Source organism: Hwanghaeella sp., assembly GCF_965227365.1.
In the GTDB taxonomy this organism is placed as follows: Bacteria; Pseudomonadota; Alphaproteobacteria; order UBA8366; family Aestuariispiraceae; genus Hwanghaeella.
The window spans coordinates 2563747-2579812 of record NZ_OZ245754.1; the positions used below are offsets into that span (position 1 = coordinate 2563747).

General features: G+C 60.8%; 15 protein-coding genes. 9 read left to right on the forward strand and 6 right to left on the reverse strand.

The window, feature by feature from the left end; translation table 11 throughout:
• Positions 1 to 33: 33 nt before the first annotated feature.
• The 8 genes from ACQK2G_RS11680 (at position 34) to ACQK2G_RS11715 (ending at position 8744) form a co-directional block, all read left to right on the forward strand.
• A complete protein-coding gene (locus ACQK2G_RS11680) occupies positions 34 to 1020 on the forward strand; it encodes an ABC transporter permease (RefSeq protein ID WP_425405202.1) in 987 nt (328 codons plus the stop codon).
• Positions 1020 to 1850: an ABC transporter permease gene (locus tag ACQK2G_RS11685; RefSeq protein WP_425405203.1), complete on the forward strand. Its 831-nt coding sequence runs from the start codon at positions 1020 to 1022 to the stop codon at positions 1848 to 1850. The genes ACQK2G_RS11680 and ACQK2G_RS11685 overlap by 1 nt, the downstream gene beginning before the upstream one ends.
• Complete coding sequence (locus ACQK2G_RS11690; RefSeq protein ID WP_425405204.1) at positions 1847 to 3487, forward strand: ABC transporter ATP-binding protein; 1641 nt, start codon at positions 1847 to 1849, stop codon at positions 3485 to 3487. The genes ACQK2G_RS11685 and ACQK2G_RS11690 overlap by 4 nt, the downstream gene beginning before the upstream one ends.
• Before the next feature lie 35 nt (positions 3488 to 3522).
• Positions 3523 to 4923 carry an amidase gene (locus ACQK2G_RS11695; protein ID WP_425405205.1) on the forward strand — a complete coding sequence of 467 codons (1401 nt, stop codon included), beginning with the start codon at positions 3523 to 3525 and terminating at the stop codon, positions 4921 to 4923.
• Between the two features lie 37 nt (positions 4924 to 4960).
• Positions 4961 to 5965 (forward strand): GlxA family transcriptional regulator, encoded by a 1005-nt coding sequence (locus ACQK2G_RS11700; RefSeq protein WP_425405206.1) that lies wholly within the window; start codon positions 4961 to 4963, stop codon positions 5963 to 5965.
• 81 nt (positions 5966 to 6046) lie between these two features.
• A complete protein-coding gene (locus ACQK2G_RS11705) occupies positions 6047 to 7201 on the forward strand; it encodes an aromatic ring-hydroxylating oxygenase subunit alpha (protein WP_425405207.1) in 1155 nt (384 codons plus the stop codon).
• Positions 7198 to 7953 (forward strand): SDR family NAD(P)-dependent oxidoreductase, encoded by a 756-nt coding sequence (locus ACQK2G_RS11710; RefSeq protein WP_425405208.1) that lies wholly within the window; start codon positions 7198 to 7200, stop codon positions 7951 to 7953. Before ACQK2G_RS11705 ends, ACQK2G_RS11710 begins: the two co-directional genes overlap by 4 nt.
• A 14-nt stretch (positions 7954 to 7967) precedes the next feature.
• Positions 7968 to 8744: an SDR family NAD(P)-dependent oxidoreductase gene (locus ACQK2G_RS11715; RefSeq protein ID WP_425405209.1), complete on the forward strand. Its 777-nt coding sequence runs from the start codon at positions 7968 to 7970 to the stop codon at positions 8742 to 8744.
• Between the two features lie 31 nt (positions 8745 to 8775).
• Here the strand turns inward: ACQK2G_RS11715 and ACQK2G_RS11720 are convergent, their stop codons facing one another.
• The 6 genes from ACQK2G_RS11720 to ACQK2G_RS11745 form a co-directional block, all read right to left on the reverse strand.
• Entirely contained in the window at positions 8776 to 9594 is an 819-nt protein-coding gene (locus tag ACQK2G_RS11720; RefSeq protein ID WP_425405210.1) for an enoyl-CoA hydratase/isomerase family protein, read from the reverse strand.
• Positions 9595 to 9637: 43 nt separating this feature from the next.
• Positions 9638 to 10906: an FAD-dependent oxidoreductase gene (locus tag ACQK2G_RS11725; RefSeq protein ID WP_425405211.1), complete on the reverse strand. Its 1269-nt coding sequence runs from the start codon at positions 10904 to 10906 to the stop codon at positions 9638 to 9640.
• The gene (locus ACQK2G_RS11730; protein ID WP_425405212.1) at positions 10903 to 11730 is read right to left on the reverse strand and encodes an ABC transporter permease; all 828 of its coding nucleotides are present in this window, start codon (positions 11728 to 11730) and stop codon (positions 10903 to 10905) included. The genes ACQK2G_RS11725 and ACQK2G_RS11730 overlap by 4 nt, the downstream gene beginning before the upstream one ends.
• The gene (locus ACQK2G_RS11735) at positions 11723 to 12490 is read right to left on the reverse strand and encodes an ABC transporter ATP-binding protein (RefSeq protein WP_425405213.1); all 768 of its coding nucleotides are present in this window, start codon (positions 12488 to 12490) and stop codon (positions 11723 to 11725) included. Before ACQK2G_RS11735 ends, ACQK2G_RS11730 begins: the two co-directional genes overlap by 8 nt.
• Before the next feature lie 74 nt (positions 12491 to 12564).
• Positions 12565 to 13584 carry an ABC transporter substrate-binding protein gene (locus ACQK2G_RS11740; protein WP_425405214.1) on the reverse strand — a complete coding sequence of 340 codons (1020 nt, stop codon included), beginning with the start codon at positions 13582 to 13584 and terminating at the stop codon, positions 12565 to 12567.
• 39 nt (positions 13585 to 13623) lie between these two features.
• Positions 13624 to 14304 carry a GntR family transcriptional regulator gene (locus ACQK2G_RS11745; RefSeq protein ID WP_425405215.1) on the reverse strand — a complete coding sequence of 227 codons (681 nt, stop codon included), beginning with the start codon at positions 14302 to 14304 and terminating at the stop codon, positions 13624 to 13626.
• A gap of 150 nt (positions 14305 to 14454) precedes the next feature.
• Between ACQK2G_RS11745 and ACQK2G_RS11750 the strand changes: the two genes are divergently transcribed.
• Entirely contained in the window at positions 14455 to 15957 is a 1503-nt protein-coding gene (locus ACQK2G_RS11750; RefSeq protein ID WP_425405216.1) for a class I adenylate-forming enzyme family protein, read from the forward strand.
• Positions 15958 to 16066 lie beyond the last annotated feature (109 nt).

Consider the following 16066-nt stretch of genomic DNA (forward strand, 5'->3'; position numbering starts at 1 on the left):
TAAATTTCGCCTGAACGGGGCTGTATTCCACCGATGAACCGATCCACGAAAATTCTGCGTTATGTGCTTCGGCGACTGCTGCAAGGCATCCCGATCATCATCGCAATCATCGTCTTGAATTTTTTCCTTTTGAACATGGCGGAAGGCGACGCGGTCGACGTGCTTGCCGGGGAAGCCGGTTCCGCGACGCCGGAATACATGGCGGAATTGCGGGCCAAGTTCGGCTTGGACAAACCCTTGCCGGTACAATTGCTGGTCTATTTGAAGAATGTCGCGTTTCTCGACCTCGGTTACTCATTCCGACATGACATGCCGGTCGCCGAACTGATCCTGGACCGTTTCTGGCCGACCTTGCTGCTGATGACCTGCACGATCGTCATGGCGGTTGGCTTCGGCATCCTGTTGGGCCTGCTGGCGGCGATCAACCTGAACACCTGGAAGGACACGGCGATTTCGATCTTTGCCTTGATCACCTATGCGACCCCGCTGTTCTGGGTCGGCTTGATGATGATCGTCGTCTTTTCGATCAATCTGGGCTGGTTCCCGACCAGCGGCATGGAAAACATCGCCGCCTTCTATGAAGGTTGGGACCGCGTGGTCGACATCGCCCATCATCTGGTCCTGCCGACGATAACCCTGTCCCTGTTCTATCTGGCGCTTTACACGCGCATGATGCGGGCTTCGATGCTGGAGCAATATGGTCAGGACTATGTGGTGACCGCGAAGGCCAAGGGCCTGACCGAAAGGCGCATCACCTTCGTGCATGTCCTGCGCAATGCCCTGCTGCCCGTCGTCACCATGGCCGGTGTCCAGGTCGGCGCGCTGATCGGTGGATCGGTCATCGTTGAATCGGTCTTCGCCTGGCCCGGCCTCGGCATGTTGGCGTTCGAATCCCTTTTCGCCCGCGACCTCAATCTGTTGCTGGGAATTTTCCTGATCTCGTCCGTGCTGGTCGTGGTCGTGAACCTGATCGTGGATGTCATCTACAGCTTCCTCGACCCGCGTATCGAGGTGGCGTGATGAGCTTCTGGAAACGCTTCTCCCGCAATCGTCAGGCCGTGCTCGGCATGATCATCCTGATGCTCGTCCTGTTGATGGCTGTTTTCGCCAGCCTCTTCTATCCCGACGACCCGTTCCGCCTGGCGGGCAAGCCGCTGTCGCCCCCCGGCACCAACGGTTTCCTGCTGGGCAGCGACTCGCTGGGCCGTGACGTTGCATCCGGTATCGCCCATGGGGCCAAGACCTCGATCCTGATCGGCCTTGTCGCAACGGTTGCCGCGGTCTTCATCGGCGTCATTTTCGGGGCGTTGTCGGGCTATTACGGCGGCAAGATCGACGACGCCTTGATGCGCGTGACCGAGATGTTTCAGACGATCCCGTCCTTCGTCTTCGCCATCCTGCTGGTCGCGATCATGAAACCGTCGATCGAAAGCATCGTCATCGCCATCACGGTGGTGTCCTGGCCCGGGGTCGCGCGGCTTGTCAGAGGTGAATTCCTGGCGCTGAAAAACCGGGAATTCGTTCAGGCCTGCCATACGCTCGGCATGGGCGACATCCAGATCATGCTGCGGGAAATCCTGCCCAATTGCGTCAGCCCGATCATCGTTGTCGGCTCGCTGATGGTCGCGACCGCGATCCTGATCGAAAGCGGCCTCGCTTTCCTTGGGCTCGGCGATCCGAACATCATGAGTTGGGGCTTCCAGATCGGCGCCGGGCGCACGATGCTGCGGTCGGCCTGGTGGGTCTGCACCTTCCCCGGGGTCGCGATTCTGATCACCGTCCTTGCCATCAATCTTGTCGGCGAAGGCCTGAACGACGCCTTGAACCCGCGCCTGAGGGAACGCCAATGAGCGATACCGCGAGCCAGAAACTACTCGACATCCGGAACCTCTCAATCCTGCTGCCCGAAGGCGCGGACCGCCGCTATGCGGTGGAGGACATATCGGTCGATCTCAGCCCCGGCGAAACGCTCTGCATCGTCGGGGAAAGCGGATCGGGGAAATCCCTGACCGCCCGGGCGGTGATGGGGCTGCTGCCGGGACCGAAGGTGCGCGTCGGCGACGGGCAGATCAACTTCCTCGGCGAGGATGTCACCAAGGTGACGCCGGAACGGTTGCGGGACATTCGAGGCAACGAGATCTCGATGATCTTCCAGGAACCGATGACCGCCCTGAACCCGGTGATGCGGATCGGCGACCAGATCGACGAGATCTTCCGTTTCCATGTCAGCATGCCCGCCAAAGAACGGTCGGCGCGCTCGCTGCAGCTTCTCACCGACGTCAATCTGCCGGACCCGGCCCATATCATGCGCGCCTATCCGCATGAGCTTTCCGGCGGCCAGCGTCAGCGTGCGATGATCGCCATGGCTCTCGCGCTTGAGCCGAAGATCCTGATCGCGGACGAACCGACCACCGCGCTGGACGTGACGACCCAGGCGCAGATCCTGAAGCTGATCAAGGATCTGCAGCATCAACACCATACCGGCGTGCTGTTCATCACCCACGACTTCGGCGTTGTTGCGGATATCGCCGACCGTGTCGCCGTCATGCAATACGGCAAGCTGGTGGAAATGGGGACGGTGGACGAGGTGCTGAACGCACCGAAACATCCCTATACCCAGGGATTGATCGCCGCGATTCCCAAACTGAAACCCCGTCCCGCGCGTGAAAGGTCGAAGGAGAGCGTGTTGTCCGCCCATGCGTTGCGCAAGACCTTCGGCGGGTCCAGCCGTTTCAGCTTCTTCGGCAAGAAGTCCCGCGTCGTCCATGCGGTCAACGATGTCGGCATCGAGGTCCATCGCGGGGAGACCCTGGGCATCGTCGGGGAAAGCGGGTCGGGTAAATCCACCATGGCCCGCTGTCTGATCCGCCTGATCGATGTCGACGAGGGCGAGATCTATATCGGCGATCAGGAAATCACCAAGCTGGACCGGAACCATATGCGGCCGTTGCGCCGGCGCATGCAGATGGTCTTCCAGGACCCCTTCGCCTCGCTCAACCCGCGGATACGCGTCGGCCAGATCATTGCCCAGGGGCCGATTTTGCAGGGCGTCGCGAAGGACGAAGCCTATGCCCGCGCGAAGGAGCTGATCTCCATCGTCGGTCTCGAGGCCAGCGCCTTCGACCGTTTTCCGCACGAATTCTCAGGCGGTCAGCGGCAACGCATCGGCATCGCCCGGGCGCTTGCCCTGGAGCCGGATATCCTGATCGCGGACGAGCCGGTCTCGGCGCTGGATGTTTCGATCCAGGCGCAAATTCTGGAACTGCTGGACAAGATCCGAAAACAGATGAACCTTTCCATGGTCTTCATTACCCATGATCTGCGCGTTGCAGCTCAGGTCTGTGACCGTGTCGCGGTGATGCAATACGGAAAGGTGGTGGAGATCGGGCCGACCGCGGAACTCTTCGGCGACCCGCAGCACGACTATACGAAGGCGCTTCTGGCCGCCATCCCCGGCAGGGAATGGCAAGCGGAGGACGTCGCCTGACATAACAGAACGAGACAACGGCCCGGGGGGATCGCATGCCGCAGGTAAAACCACTTTCACCGCTGGACACGATCGCCGGCATTGCCAAGGCCTATCGGGAAGGCACGCTTCGTCCCAGCCAGGCCACCCGGACCTATCTCGACCGGATTGAGAAACACGACACCGCCATCGGCGCCTTTCAGGCCGTCTGGGCGGAAAAAGCCATGCAGGCGGCCGAGGCGGCCGACAAGGCCTTTGCCGCCGGGTCCGTGATCGGCCCGTTCCATGGCATTCCCTTCGGCCTGAAGGATATCTTCGACGTCGAAGGCACGGTCACGACCTTCGGGTCCAAGGCAATGCTCGACCGTGTTTCCCCCGCAACCGGCACGATGGTGAAACGCCTGACCGGCGCGGGCGGCATCATCCTCGGCAAAACCAAGACGGTGGAATGCGCATTTGGCGGCTGGGGGACGAACCAGCTGATGGGCACGCCCTATAATCCCTGGGATATGGACGTGCATCGGGTTCCGGGCGGGTCCTCATCGGGTTCCGCGGCGGCGGTCTCCGGCGGGCTTGCCGCCTGCGCCATCGGCAGCGATACCGGCGGCTCGGTCCGCCTGCCCGCCTCCTTCTGCGGCATCGTCGGCTTGAAGGTCACCGCCAACCAACTGCCGCTCGACGGCATCATGCCGTTATCGCAGACCCTCGACACCCCCGGACCTATCGTTCAGACCGTGCGGGACGCCGTCATCCTCTATGAGGTGATGCTGGGCCGTGAAGGCTGGGTCATGGAAGAGCAGGCCGCGAACGGCGACGGGTTCTACGGCGAACTGGACAAGGGCGTCCGGGGCCTGACGCTCGGCGTGATGAACGATGCGGAACGCGCCGTCTGCGACGCCGACATTCTGGAGGCCTATGACATGGCGGTCGACCGCCTGAAGGCGTTGGGGGCGATCATTGAAGTCTTCAATGCTCCCTTCGGCTACGGCGATCTGGCAGCGATGAACGGCATGATCATCGCCGTTGAAGGCTATCAGAATCACGGCGCTTATTACGACGATCCGAAGGCCCCGATGGATGAGGACGTCCGGGCCCGAATGATGGGCGGCAAGAAACTGGCGGCCTGGGAATATGTCCGCAGCCTGGAGAAGCGCAAGGCCATGACCGCGGAATTCACGCACGCCATGAAGGGTTTCGACGCCCTGCTGACGCCGGGTGCACCGGCGGTCGCCTGCCCGGTCGCGGATGCCGATCAATCGACCACGCCCGGCTATTTCACGCGGCCGTTCAACTTCCTGGAAATGTGCGGCCTCAGCCTGCCGATCTCGCTCAACGCCCAGGGACTGCCGACCAGCATGCAGGTCGTCGGCCGGGGTCACGACGAAGGAACGGTGCTACGGATCGGCGCGGCAATGGAACGCGACCTGCCACCGATTGGACGGCCCACCTTCGGATAGGAAATCGGCTTCGAAACGGAAAAAGCGCGACACTCGGATGCGTATCGCTGTCCTGGTCCTGCCGAACTTCAATGTGCTGGCGACCTTCGCTTTCTTGGACCCATTCAGAGCAGCTAATTATTTGAGTGGCGAGTCTTTGTACCAATGGCGGTTATTCTCTTCATCCGGTGAACAAGAACGCGCCAGCAACGGTGTAGCGATCAGCACGGAGGACCTCTCGGCACTTTCTGGATGGGCTGCGGATATTGGTGTCGTGTCGTCCAGTTGGACACCGGAGGCATTCTATGACCAGGAAACAATAGTCGGCCCGATCCGCTCTTGGGGCCGGCAAGGTCTGCGTGTCTGCGGCCTGGACACAGGAGCTTACCTGATCGCGCATGCCGGATTGCTCGCGGGCGGGCGCGTTGCGACGCATTACGAACATATCGACGCCTTCCGTGAACTCTATCCCGACATTGAATGTACGGAAGAACTACTGACTGTTCACAACAAGATACTGACCTGCGCGGGCGGCGAGGCTTCCGCCGACCTCGCCCTTCATATATTGCGCGAGGATCACGGCGACGCCCTGGCTAACGCTTCGGCGCGTTACCTGCTCCATGAACGTATCAGAGAACCTGGTGAACGTCAGAACCTCACCAATCGAGTCCCGATTGGTAGGACGACACCGGACAAACTGCGTCATGCAATCCAGTTGATGGAACAGAATCTCGAAACACCCATACCTGTCCCCGATCTCGCCAAAGAACTCGGGTTGTCGCAGCGGCAATTGAGTCGATTGTTCACCCAGCACACCGGCCAAACAGCGGTGCAATATTACCGGAACATTCGGCTGGATCGCGGACGATCGCTCATCACACAAACCGAGATGAGCATTCTATCGGTCTCGATTGCCTGCGGCTTTGAAAATACGGAGTATTTCTCAAAGGCCTATCGGGTTCGGTTTGGTAAATCACCGCGCGAGGACCGCATCGAAGGACGTATTCCGTTCGAGTATCGACCGTGGCCCATGCACCCGATTCCGACCAAAAAACACAGATAGATGGCCATTTTTGACATATTTTACCAAGCATTCGACCGTATAGTCCGACGATACTAACGTCGGAACCGTGAGGAGCTCGGCATGGCCACCAGCGAGCAGGCAACAATCGGTCAGGAAGACGTCCAGCGTATCCACCGGGGCTATACTGACAATCCCTTGGATACCATGTCCCTGCACGCCGACGCCTATACTCGACCCGAATGGTTGAAACACGAACTAAAGACCGTATTCGCACGCTCATGGCAATGGGTATGCCACGAGGAGCGGTTGCGCCAGCCCGGGTCCTATGTAACCGCCGAAATCGCCGGCCGGCCGATTTTCGTCTTGCGTGATCATGACGGTGCTGTGCGTGCCTTTTACAACGTCTGCAAGCATCGTGCGCATCATCTCCTGACAGGCTCTGGCAGCTTGCGTCGAACGCTGGTCTGTCCCTATCACGGCTGGGCCTACGACCTAACGGGCCAACTGCGGGCGGCCCGAGAAACTGGTCCTCTTGAGAATTTTCAGTTGGACGATGTCTGCCTCGACAGTATCGCTGTGGAGACTTTCTGCGGTTTCATCTATGTCAATCTGGACACCGGCGCCGCATCGCTTTCTGAGCAATCCGATGGACTCGAAGACGAAATCCGAAGGTTCGCTCCCGATGTGAACCGCCTGACATTCGCGCATCGATTGACCTATGACATCAAATCGAATTGGAAGAATGTCATCGACAATTTCTTGGAATGTTATCACTGCCATATCGCGCACAAGGATTTCGTGACGCTCGTGGACATGGACACCTACAAGGTGACCACGCATGGCATCTATTCCAGCCATATGGCCGAAGCAGGCCGATCCGTGAATTCGGCCTATTCCGTCGAAGGCGCGACGGTCCGGGATCACGCGGTCTGGTGGCTTTGGCCGAACACCTGCCTGATGAGATATCCGGGCCGCGGAAACTTCCTGGTCTTAAACGTGATCCCGGTCGACGTTAACCGGACGATCGAAACCTATGATTTCTATCTTGAGGAACCGACACCGAACGAAGCCGAGATGGACGCTATCCGATACATCGACGAGGTACTTCAACCGGAAGATATTGCACTTTGCGAGTCAGTCCAGCGCGGCATGGATACGCCTGTCTTTGAACAAGGGCGCATTGTCAGCGACCCCAATGGCTCAGGGTTGTCGGAACACGCCCTTCACCATTTTCACGGCCTTCTGTTGGGCGCCTATTCTGGAGAACGGGCATGACAGGGATGTTAGCGGCCAAAACGGCCGTGGTGACGGGCGGGTGCGGCGGCATTGGCGCTGCAATCTGCGCGAGGTTCGCCAAGGAAGGGGCAACGGTTCATGCGTGCGATGTCGCCAATCTCGATCGGCCGATGCCGCAAGGCGTCCTCGCACATGAACTAGACGTGACCGACGAACAAGCCATTCAGAATTTCTTTGCCGGACTGCCCGATGGCCCGATCGATATATTGGTGAATGCCGCAGGGATAGAAATCGAGAAAACGATTGAGCATACCTCATTGGAGGAATGGAACCGTATCTTTGCGATCAATGTCACCGCCATGTTCCTGATGTCGAAAACCGCCTTGCCGCGATTGCGCCGAGGAACCGACGCAGGGATCATCAACTTCGGATCCTATGACGGTTTCATTGCCGATCCCGGTCTTGCCGCCTACTGCGCGACCAAGGGTGCCGTTCATGCCCTGACCCGCGCAATGGCTTGCGATCACGGGCCGGAAGGCATTCGGGTCAACGCCATCTGTCCCGGCTATGTCGACACGCCGATGCTACAGAGCTTTTTCAAGGACAACGGCGACATCGATACCTTGCAAAACGCGGTACGGGATGTGCACCCCATGCGCCGTTACGGCACGCCGGAGGACATTGCCAATCTCGTGAACTGGCTCGCTTCCGCCGAAGCGCGATATGCGAGTGGACAACTCTGGGTTCTCGACGGCGGCCTCAGCGCCCAGGTTCAGCAAATGCGGATTTGAATCGGATACGAGGAATGGGAAACACTAGTGGGGCTCTCGCGGGACGGACGGCTATCGTAACTGGCGGACGCCGTGGGATCGGCGCCGCGATCGTGTCCGCGTTCAGCGCTGCCTCCGCCAATGTCATGACCTGCGGACGCGGCACCCGGCCTGACGGGATGGATGATCAGATCGGCTGGAGCATCGCCGATGTCTCCAATTCCGACGATTGCGCGCGCCTGATCGCTGAAACGGAGGATTGCTTCGGCGCCCCCACGATCCTGGTCAACAATGCCGGCATTCAGATTGAGCGGACCGTACCTGATACCAGCGATGCCGATTGGGATCTTCTGATGGGCGCAAACGCCAAAGGCGTATTCAACATGTGCAGGGCGGCTATTCCCATTTTCGCGGCGCAGAATGGAGGAAGCATCATCAATATCGGGTCGATCTCCGCGTTTGCCGCAGATCCATCAATGGCGCTTTATAATGCCAGCAAGGCCTTCGTTCACGGCCTCACCCGCTCCATTGCGGTAGATCATGGTCCGCAGGGAATTCGGTGCAACACGATCTGTCCTGGCTGGATCATGACGGAAATGGCGGAAGCCGGATTTGCGCTCGCCGGCAACCCTGCCAGGGCGAAAGAAGACGCCCTACAACGCCATCCCGTTAGGCGTTTCGGTAAACCGGAGGATATTGCGAAGATCGCGGTTTGGTTGGCCACCGGAGAGGCCGATTTCGTTACGGGTCAGACCTTGACGGCGGATGGCGGTCTTACGGCCGCCTCACCCTTGAACCCGTCTCTGTTCTGACAACGATGCGATATTAGGAAAAGCGGATTACTTAACCGCCATCCCCGAAACGGGCGTCGCGCCATTTCAGGGCCGCCCTCATCCCCTCTTCCCGCAGGAGGCGGAGGAATTCGGTTTTGTCCGGCGAGCCCTGCCCTTCGATCTGAACGTCGATATCGAGTGCGTTCTGCAAGGCCCGGTCCAGCCCCATGATGGAATAGGAGGCATTGATCGCCCGCTTGGTCTGCTTCACCAGGACCGGGTCGATCACGGCCAGGCGGTTTGCGATCTCCATTGCCTCCTGCAGGTCGCAGCCCGGCGGCACGATCCGATTGACCAATCCCAGATCGAAAGCGCTTTCGACGGAGATGTCGTCTCGGCCCAGCAGAATGATCTCCTTCGCCGCCTTCGGTCCCGCCAGCCAGGGCAGCAACATCACGACGATGCCCGCCCCGAAGCGCAGTTCAGGTTCCCCGAACACCGACCCTTCCGCCGCAACCGTCATGTCGCAGGCCATGGAAAGCTCGAATCCGCCGGCCAGGGCCGGGCCGCGGACGGCCGCAACTGTCGGGATCGGCAGGTTCCAGAAACGCATCACCGCATCGAAATCGATCTGCAGCGCATCCCGCCATTGCTCGACCCCTTGCGGTCGGTTCGCTGCCTGATCCTTCAGGTCGAAACCGGAACAGAAAGCCTCGCCCGCCCCGGTCAGGACCAGCGCGCGTATCTCGCTCACTCCCTCGACCGTATCGCATACGTCGAGCAACTCCTCCAACATGGTCCGGTTCATCGCGTTGGCGCGTTCGGGACGGTTCAGGGTGACGACAGCCACAGGGCCTTCACGTTCGAAAAGAATGGTCTCGTAGCTCACGGATACAGCCTCGCGATGTAACGGATTGGAATGGAAGGAGAGATTAGGCTACCGCTTCCGACGCGTCGAGAACGGCGCCGTTCCGGCGCAGCCGCGCCCGAACCGCCTGCGCATTGAAGGTACCATCGGCGGTAAGCGCTGCCGCGATACCAGCCGCCTGCCCGGTTGCCATGGCCGTTCCCATCACGCGGATCGCAGCCCCGGCCAGACGGTCCCCATCCGCCAGGCGTCCGGCACAGAAAAGGTTCGCCGTATCCGCGCTGTGCAGGCAGCCGAGCGGAATCTCGTAAGTCGACTTATCCGGCGCGTAGTCGAAGCTGCTGGTATAGTCGCCCCGGTCGTGCCATTCCGCGCCCCAGGCACCGAGGGCGATGGAGTCTTCGAAGCCCCGCCTTGCCTGCACATCCGCCCAGGTCAGCTGCGTACGGCAATCAAGGTGCCGGGATTCACGGGTACCGAATTCCGGCCCTGTCGCAACGAGATATGCCTGTTCACAACCGGGAATGCTCCGCACGGCGTCGAGATAGTTCCAGGCCTGCCGCCGACCGTAGACTTCCGCCGCGGACATCGAGCCGGCATCTCGCGGATCGTAATCGGCGGAGGCCACATAGATCACCATGTCGCCGGAGACCGGCAGCCGCGCGACGACGCTGCGGTCCTTGGTCACTTCGCCGGGCGCGAAACCCTTGTCCTCCACTGCCTTGGCAAGGTCCAAAGCGGTCACGTTCAGGTCTTTCGGGATGCCGCCGAACCGCGTGCCCAGGGTACCGAGGTTCACATCCGCGCCGTTGCCATAGCGCGTCGAGGCCCCACCGAAGGCGGCCAGATCGCCCTCGCCCGTGCAATCGACAAAGGCCTTTGCGCCATAAGTGGAAAGCCCGTCATGCCCGGCGACGGTGATGGAGGTCATCTTCCCGTCCCGGCGTTCCCCCGCGGCGACGAAACCGCCATGCATGACATCCACGCCCGCCTCACGAACCAGCGTATCGAGGACGATTTTGACCGGTTCCGGTTCGAAAACGACATATACACCGCGATGCCGGATCGGGTCGGTGATCGCGCCCCTCTTCTTCAGGGCCTGGGTCACTTCGTCGGCAATGCCACGGACAGCGCGGCGCGGCGGATCACCCAGCGTGTAGAGCCCGCAATAGGTAACGACGTTCCGCATCGTGGCCGCGCCGCCCAGGCATCCATAACGCTCGATCAGCAAGGTCCTGGCGCCGCTGCGGGCACTGGCGACGGCGGCGGCGACACCGGCGGATCCGCCGCCCGCCACGATTACGTCATAGCTGCTTTCATAACGATCGCTCATGTGCGCCACCCCAGCAAACGCCGCTCAATCACGCCGATCGTCGTGCTGACAATAACCCCCAGAAGCGACAGGATAACGACGCCCGCGAAGAGACGTTCCAGATCGTAAAGCGAGCCCGCCTGAAGGATATAGGCCCCGATACCGTATTCCGCGCCCAGCATCTCGGCCGCGACCAGCAGGATGATGGCGATGGCCAGACTGACGCGCAGACCGGAAAGGATGCCCGGCATAGCCCCCGGCAGAACGATCTTGCGGACGATGGAAAACCAGGAAAGGCCGAAGCTCTGCCCCATGCGGATCAATGTCCGGTCCACGTTGTCGACCGCGCCATAGGTCGCCACCACCGTCGGTGTAAAGGTCCCGAAGGCGATCAGCGCGTATTTCGACCCTTCGTCGATGCCGAACCAGATCACGAAAAGCGGCAGCAGCGCGATCTTCGGGATCGGGAATATCGCGGCGACAAGCGGCACCAAACCGGCACGGATATAGGAGAACAATCCGATCAAGATGCCGACACTGATGCCGGTGCTGACGCCGAGGACGGCCCCCACGGCCAGACGCGAGAGCGAGGGTGCCAGATGTTTGAAAAGCAGGCCTGAGTCGTAGAGTTCCCCAAAGGTTGCCAATACGTCCGACGGTTTCGGCAGGGTCAGCGGCGAAATCCAGCCGGCCTGCGTTCCCCATTCCGCGACCGCGATGAGAACGGCAAAGACCGCGAACCCGACCCATCGTCGGGGTTTCGGCGCGAAACCGCCGCCGCGCAGGCGCACCGATTTCGTCTCCGGATTCGTCTTGCCGTCACCCAACTGTGCTTCGTCAGACATGGATCAACTCCGCATCCGCTGCCCGGGCCTCTTCGCGCATCAGCGTCCAAAGATGTTTCTGATGCCGGTCCAGATCGGCATCGCCGAACTGCCGTTCAGACAGCGGCTTGTCGATTTCGACGATTTCACGGATCTGTCCGGGCCGCCGCGATAGAACGACGATGGAGTGACCGAGGCGAACCGCCTCGTGCAGGTTGTGGGTGACATAGACCGCCGTGAAAGGCGCCCGTTCCCATAGTCCCACCAGGTCGTCCATCAACAGTTCGCGGGTCTGGCTGTCCAATGCGGAAAGCGGTTCGTCCATCAACATCACCGCCGGGTTCACGGCCATCGCGCGGGCAATGGCGACCCGCTGCTTCATCCCGCCCGAAAGCTGTTTCGGGAGCGCCTTGGCAAAGTCGGTCAGATTTGTACGGGAAAGCACGTCGTCGATGATCGCCTTCGCCGCCTTGCCGCGAATACCATGATCCTCCAGCACCAGGGAAACGTTGCCGGCGACGCTGCGCCAGGGCAGCAGGGCGAAATCCTGGAAAATATAGGTCAGAGGGTTGAGGCAGCCTTCCGGCGGGTCCCCGATCTGCAGCACCTGTCCACGGCTCGGTCGTTCCAACCCGCCGATGAAACGAAGCAACGTCGACTTCCCGCAGCCGGACGGACCGACGATGCAGACGATGCGGCCATGCGGAATATCCAGGCTGATGTCGCGCATCACCTCGAAATCGCCATAGGAGTGGCTGATACTGTCCAGTTTGATTTGCATAGAGACCGCGAAAAATAGGTATCGGATCGGGACCGGGGCGGCCAATCGGTGAGCCGCCCCGTTTCCTGCCCGACTTAAGAAATGATTTTGACGTAGGACGTATCGACCAGATCGTCGATGCCGACGGAGGAATCGACAAGCCCCTCGGACTTGAACCAGTCCAACTGATGCTGAACGGAAGCCAGGTTCAGGGCAGCGTCCTTGTTCAGGCGCATTGTCCCGTTGATGATCGACGGGGCCGCCTTTTCGCGTGGGCGGTCCGTGTAGACGTATTTGTGGATCAGATCGACCATGTTGTTGACGCCGTCGTCGCCGCCCGTCTTGTCGATCATGGCCGCGGTGTAGTCGTCGACGCCCTTCGAGAAACCGGCCAGGAAGTTCTGCGTCAGTTCCTTCTCCCCGGATGCGTTCTTGGCCGAGGTGAAGACGGTCGTCACCTGATAGTTCGGCAGATAGTCGGAGACCGGGCCGATGATGTGAACCGCGCCCGACTTGGCCAGCGGCTTCGCGATATGGGGGACGATGTTCCAGGCATCGATCTGCCCGGACTTCAGCGCACCGATGACCGCGCCGACTTTTTGCAACGGCTTGTAGGTGAGCGATATGCCTTCCTGCTTGGCGATCTGCGAGCCTACATAGTGGAAGGACGACCCGGTCTGGGTGACGCCATAGCTCCTGCCGTCCAGCTTGGCCGGGGTCGTGACGCCCGCCTTGAAAGCGGCGTCGGAAACCAGGATCTGCTGGCCGTCAATGCCCTTCTCCTCCGTCAGCGCGCCGCCGATGACCTTGATGGCACCCTTCTGGGCGAGAGAGATCAGCCCGCCGGAAATCGCCGTCACGGCATAGTCAACATCGCCCGACGCGATCGCGACCGCCATCGGCTGGGCCGCCTGGAAGAATTGCAGTTCAACATCCAGCCCCTGTTCCGCGAAATAGCCGCGCTCGACAGCGACGAAGCTGCCGGAATGGCTGGTGAAACGCAGCGCGCCGACCTTGATCTTACGGTTGGACGCGATGGCGGGTGCCGCCAATGTGCTTGCGGCGGCGGCCCCGCCCATCAGCGCGATGGCCTTGCGGCGATTGAGTTTGATCATGGTTTCCTCCCACTTCCTTCAGGTTTGTTCACATTGGTTTTAACAAGTCCGGGACTCGGCTCTCAATTCGGCTTCTATGTCCGCTTTTAGAATATCCGACGCGCCCACCGTGTCGCGGGCCAATACGGCGCGCAGCAAATCATCTTGACGCTTCTTGCGTTTGGCGAAATCCAGGCGCCCCTCGCGCAATAGAGCCAACCGGAAGCGGCGGCTCTGGTCGAAAAACTTTCGTTGCAGATCTATCAGGCGCGGGCTGCCGCAGGCCTCTATCAAGGCATGCGAAAAGGCGCGGCAAGCCTCATCCCATTGCAATGCTGTCAGATCGTCCGCTGCGGCGACGACGGAAGCCTCGATCCGCTGCAGGGTGTGGTGCGCGGCAACGACGCGTCCCTCCCAAGCAACATCGCCCTCGGCGATCGCGCGCTGAAGCGCAATGCGTTCCAGTTCCGCGCGCACCAGAATAATGTCGCGCAAATCATCTTCGGTCGCGGAGGTGACGCGGAAACCACGCTGCACGGTCGCCTCGACCAGGCCTTCGGCGCTCAACAGGCGCAAGGCCTCACGCATCGAATGGTTCGACCCGCCATAGCGGCTGCGCAATTCTTCGATTTTCAGCTTCTGGTCTGGAAACAGTTTTCCGAACGATATGTCGCGGCGGACGGCAGACGCCAACATATTGACGACGGTTTCGTCGTCGTTCTTCCCCCGCCCTGACAACATTTCTTTAATTACCCAAATCGAAAAACGTTGGATATTTTTAGGTTCGGTGGACGTCCGCGTCAAACACCTGTTCCTGAAACGCGGTAGCCACATGCTTGCAACCACCCCCGCCTATCCTATCGTGACGATGCGATTTCGGAGACATTGATCATGAGCCTTAGTGAGATCCTGCAGCGCGCCTGCATCGAATGGCCGAATGCAACGGCGCTGGCGGATGGGGAAGAGACACTGACCTTCGCCGATCTCGACCGTGAGGCCGAAGTCCTGGCGGACGCATTGCGCGGTCGCGATGCTCTTCCCGATGAACCGATCCTGCTTGCCGTATCGAACCGGGCGCGGGATATCGCCGGATTTCTCGGCATCTGGAAGGCGGGCGGTGTCGCGGTCCCGATCCACCGGTCATCGCTGGAATCGGATGTGGGGGACATCGCCCATCGCGTCGGCTCCCGCTTTGCGGTGACCCTGCGGCCCGACCTGCGCGCGCCCGCCCCCTTTGGTGAAAAGGCCGTCACGGTCATGGACCGGACACCGCCACAGCGTCCCCTGCTCAATGGCGCGGCGGCAATCGGGTTTACCTCCGGCACCACAGGCCAGCCCAAAGGCGTGGTGCTGGGGCATGAACCCTACCGGCGAAAACTGAAGCAGTTGCAGGATCTGCTCGGTTTCAAGCCCGGCGACGCCAGTTTGATGCCGCTGAACCTGACTTTCATTTTCGGGCAATGGGTCACCTTCCTGACCTTGGCGAATGGCGGCACGGTCCATCTGGTGGACCGTTTCGCGCCGGATGCATTTCTTGAGACGTTGCAGACCCGGAGGATCACCCATACCGGCATGGTTCCCACCATGCTACGGATGCTCATACCGGTCCTTGAAGACGGCGGCGCGGATTTCACCGGCACGGTGATGCTGGGGGGCGAAGTCACGCCGCCGCCGCTGGCAGAGAGGATTTCCGCCCTCTGGCCCGACGCCCGGTTCTGGGATCTGTTCGGCCTCAGCGAGACCGGTTCCTGCGACCTGATCCTGCCGCCCGGAGATTTTACGGCGAAGGCCCATACGGTCGGTCGCCCCGGCGACGGAATCGACGTGAAGACCGACCCGGAAAGCGGCGAGTTGCTGATCAGAACGCCTTGTCGGATGCTGGGTTATCTGGATGCCCCGGACCTCACCGCGGCCGCCTTCACGGATGACGGCTTTTTCAAGACGGGCGATCTGGCGACGATCCATCCGGACGGGTCTGTCGAATTGATCGGCCGGGCAAAGGAATTGATCAATCGCGCGGGCAACAAAGTCTCCCCCCTGGAAGTCGAACGGGCCCTGATGACGCATCCGGGCGTCGCCGCCGCCCTGGCGACCGGACTGCCGCACGATGTACTCGGCGAGTCCCTGCATGTGATGCTGATCCCGAAATCCGGCGCGCCCCTCGCAGCGGAGGAGATCAAAGAATTCGTTCGAACCGTCCTACCCGGCCCGAAGCGCCCAGACGGCTATGTTTTCGGTGAAACCCTACCCACGGGCAGAACCGGCAAGGCCGACCGGGGAGCATTACGCAAATTGCTGACCGATGCGGGTCAATCCCCTGAATCGGCGGGCACGGCACCGTGTTTCATGCGGGACGGCAACACCGACGATCGTGTTTCGCGGATTGTGAAATAGCGTCTAGCGTGTGCTGGGGTCGGGGCCGGTAACGCCGCGCCGCGCCGCCACGGGGCGGCAAATCGAAGGAAATGGTCGCTTCCATACCTGCGGCAGTATCGGGCAAGGC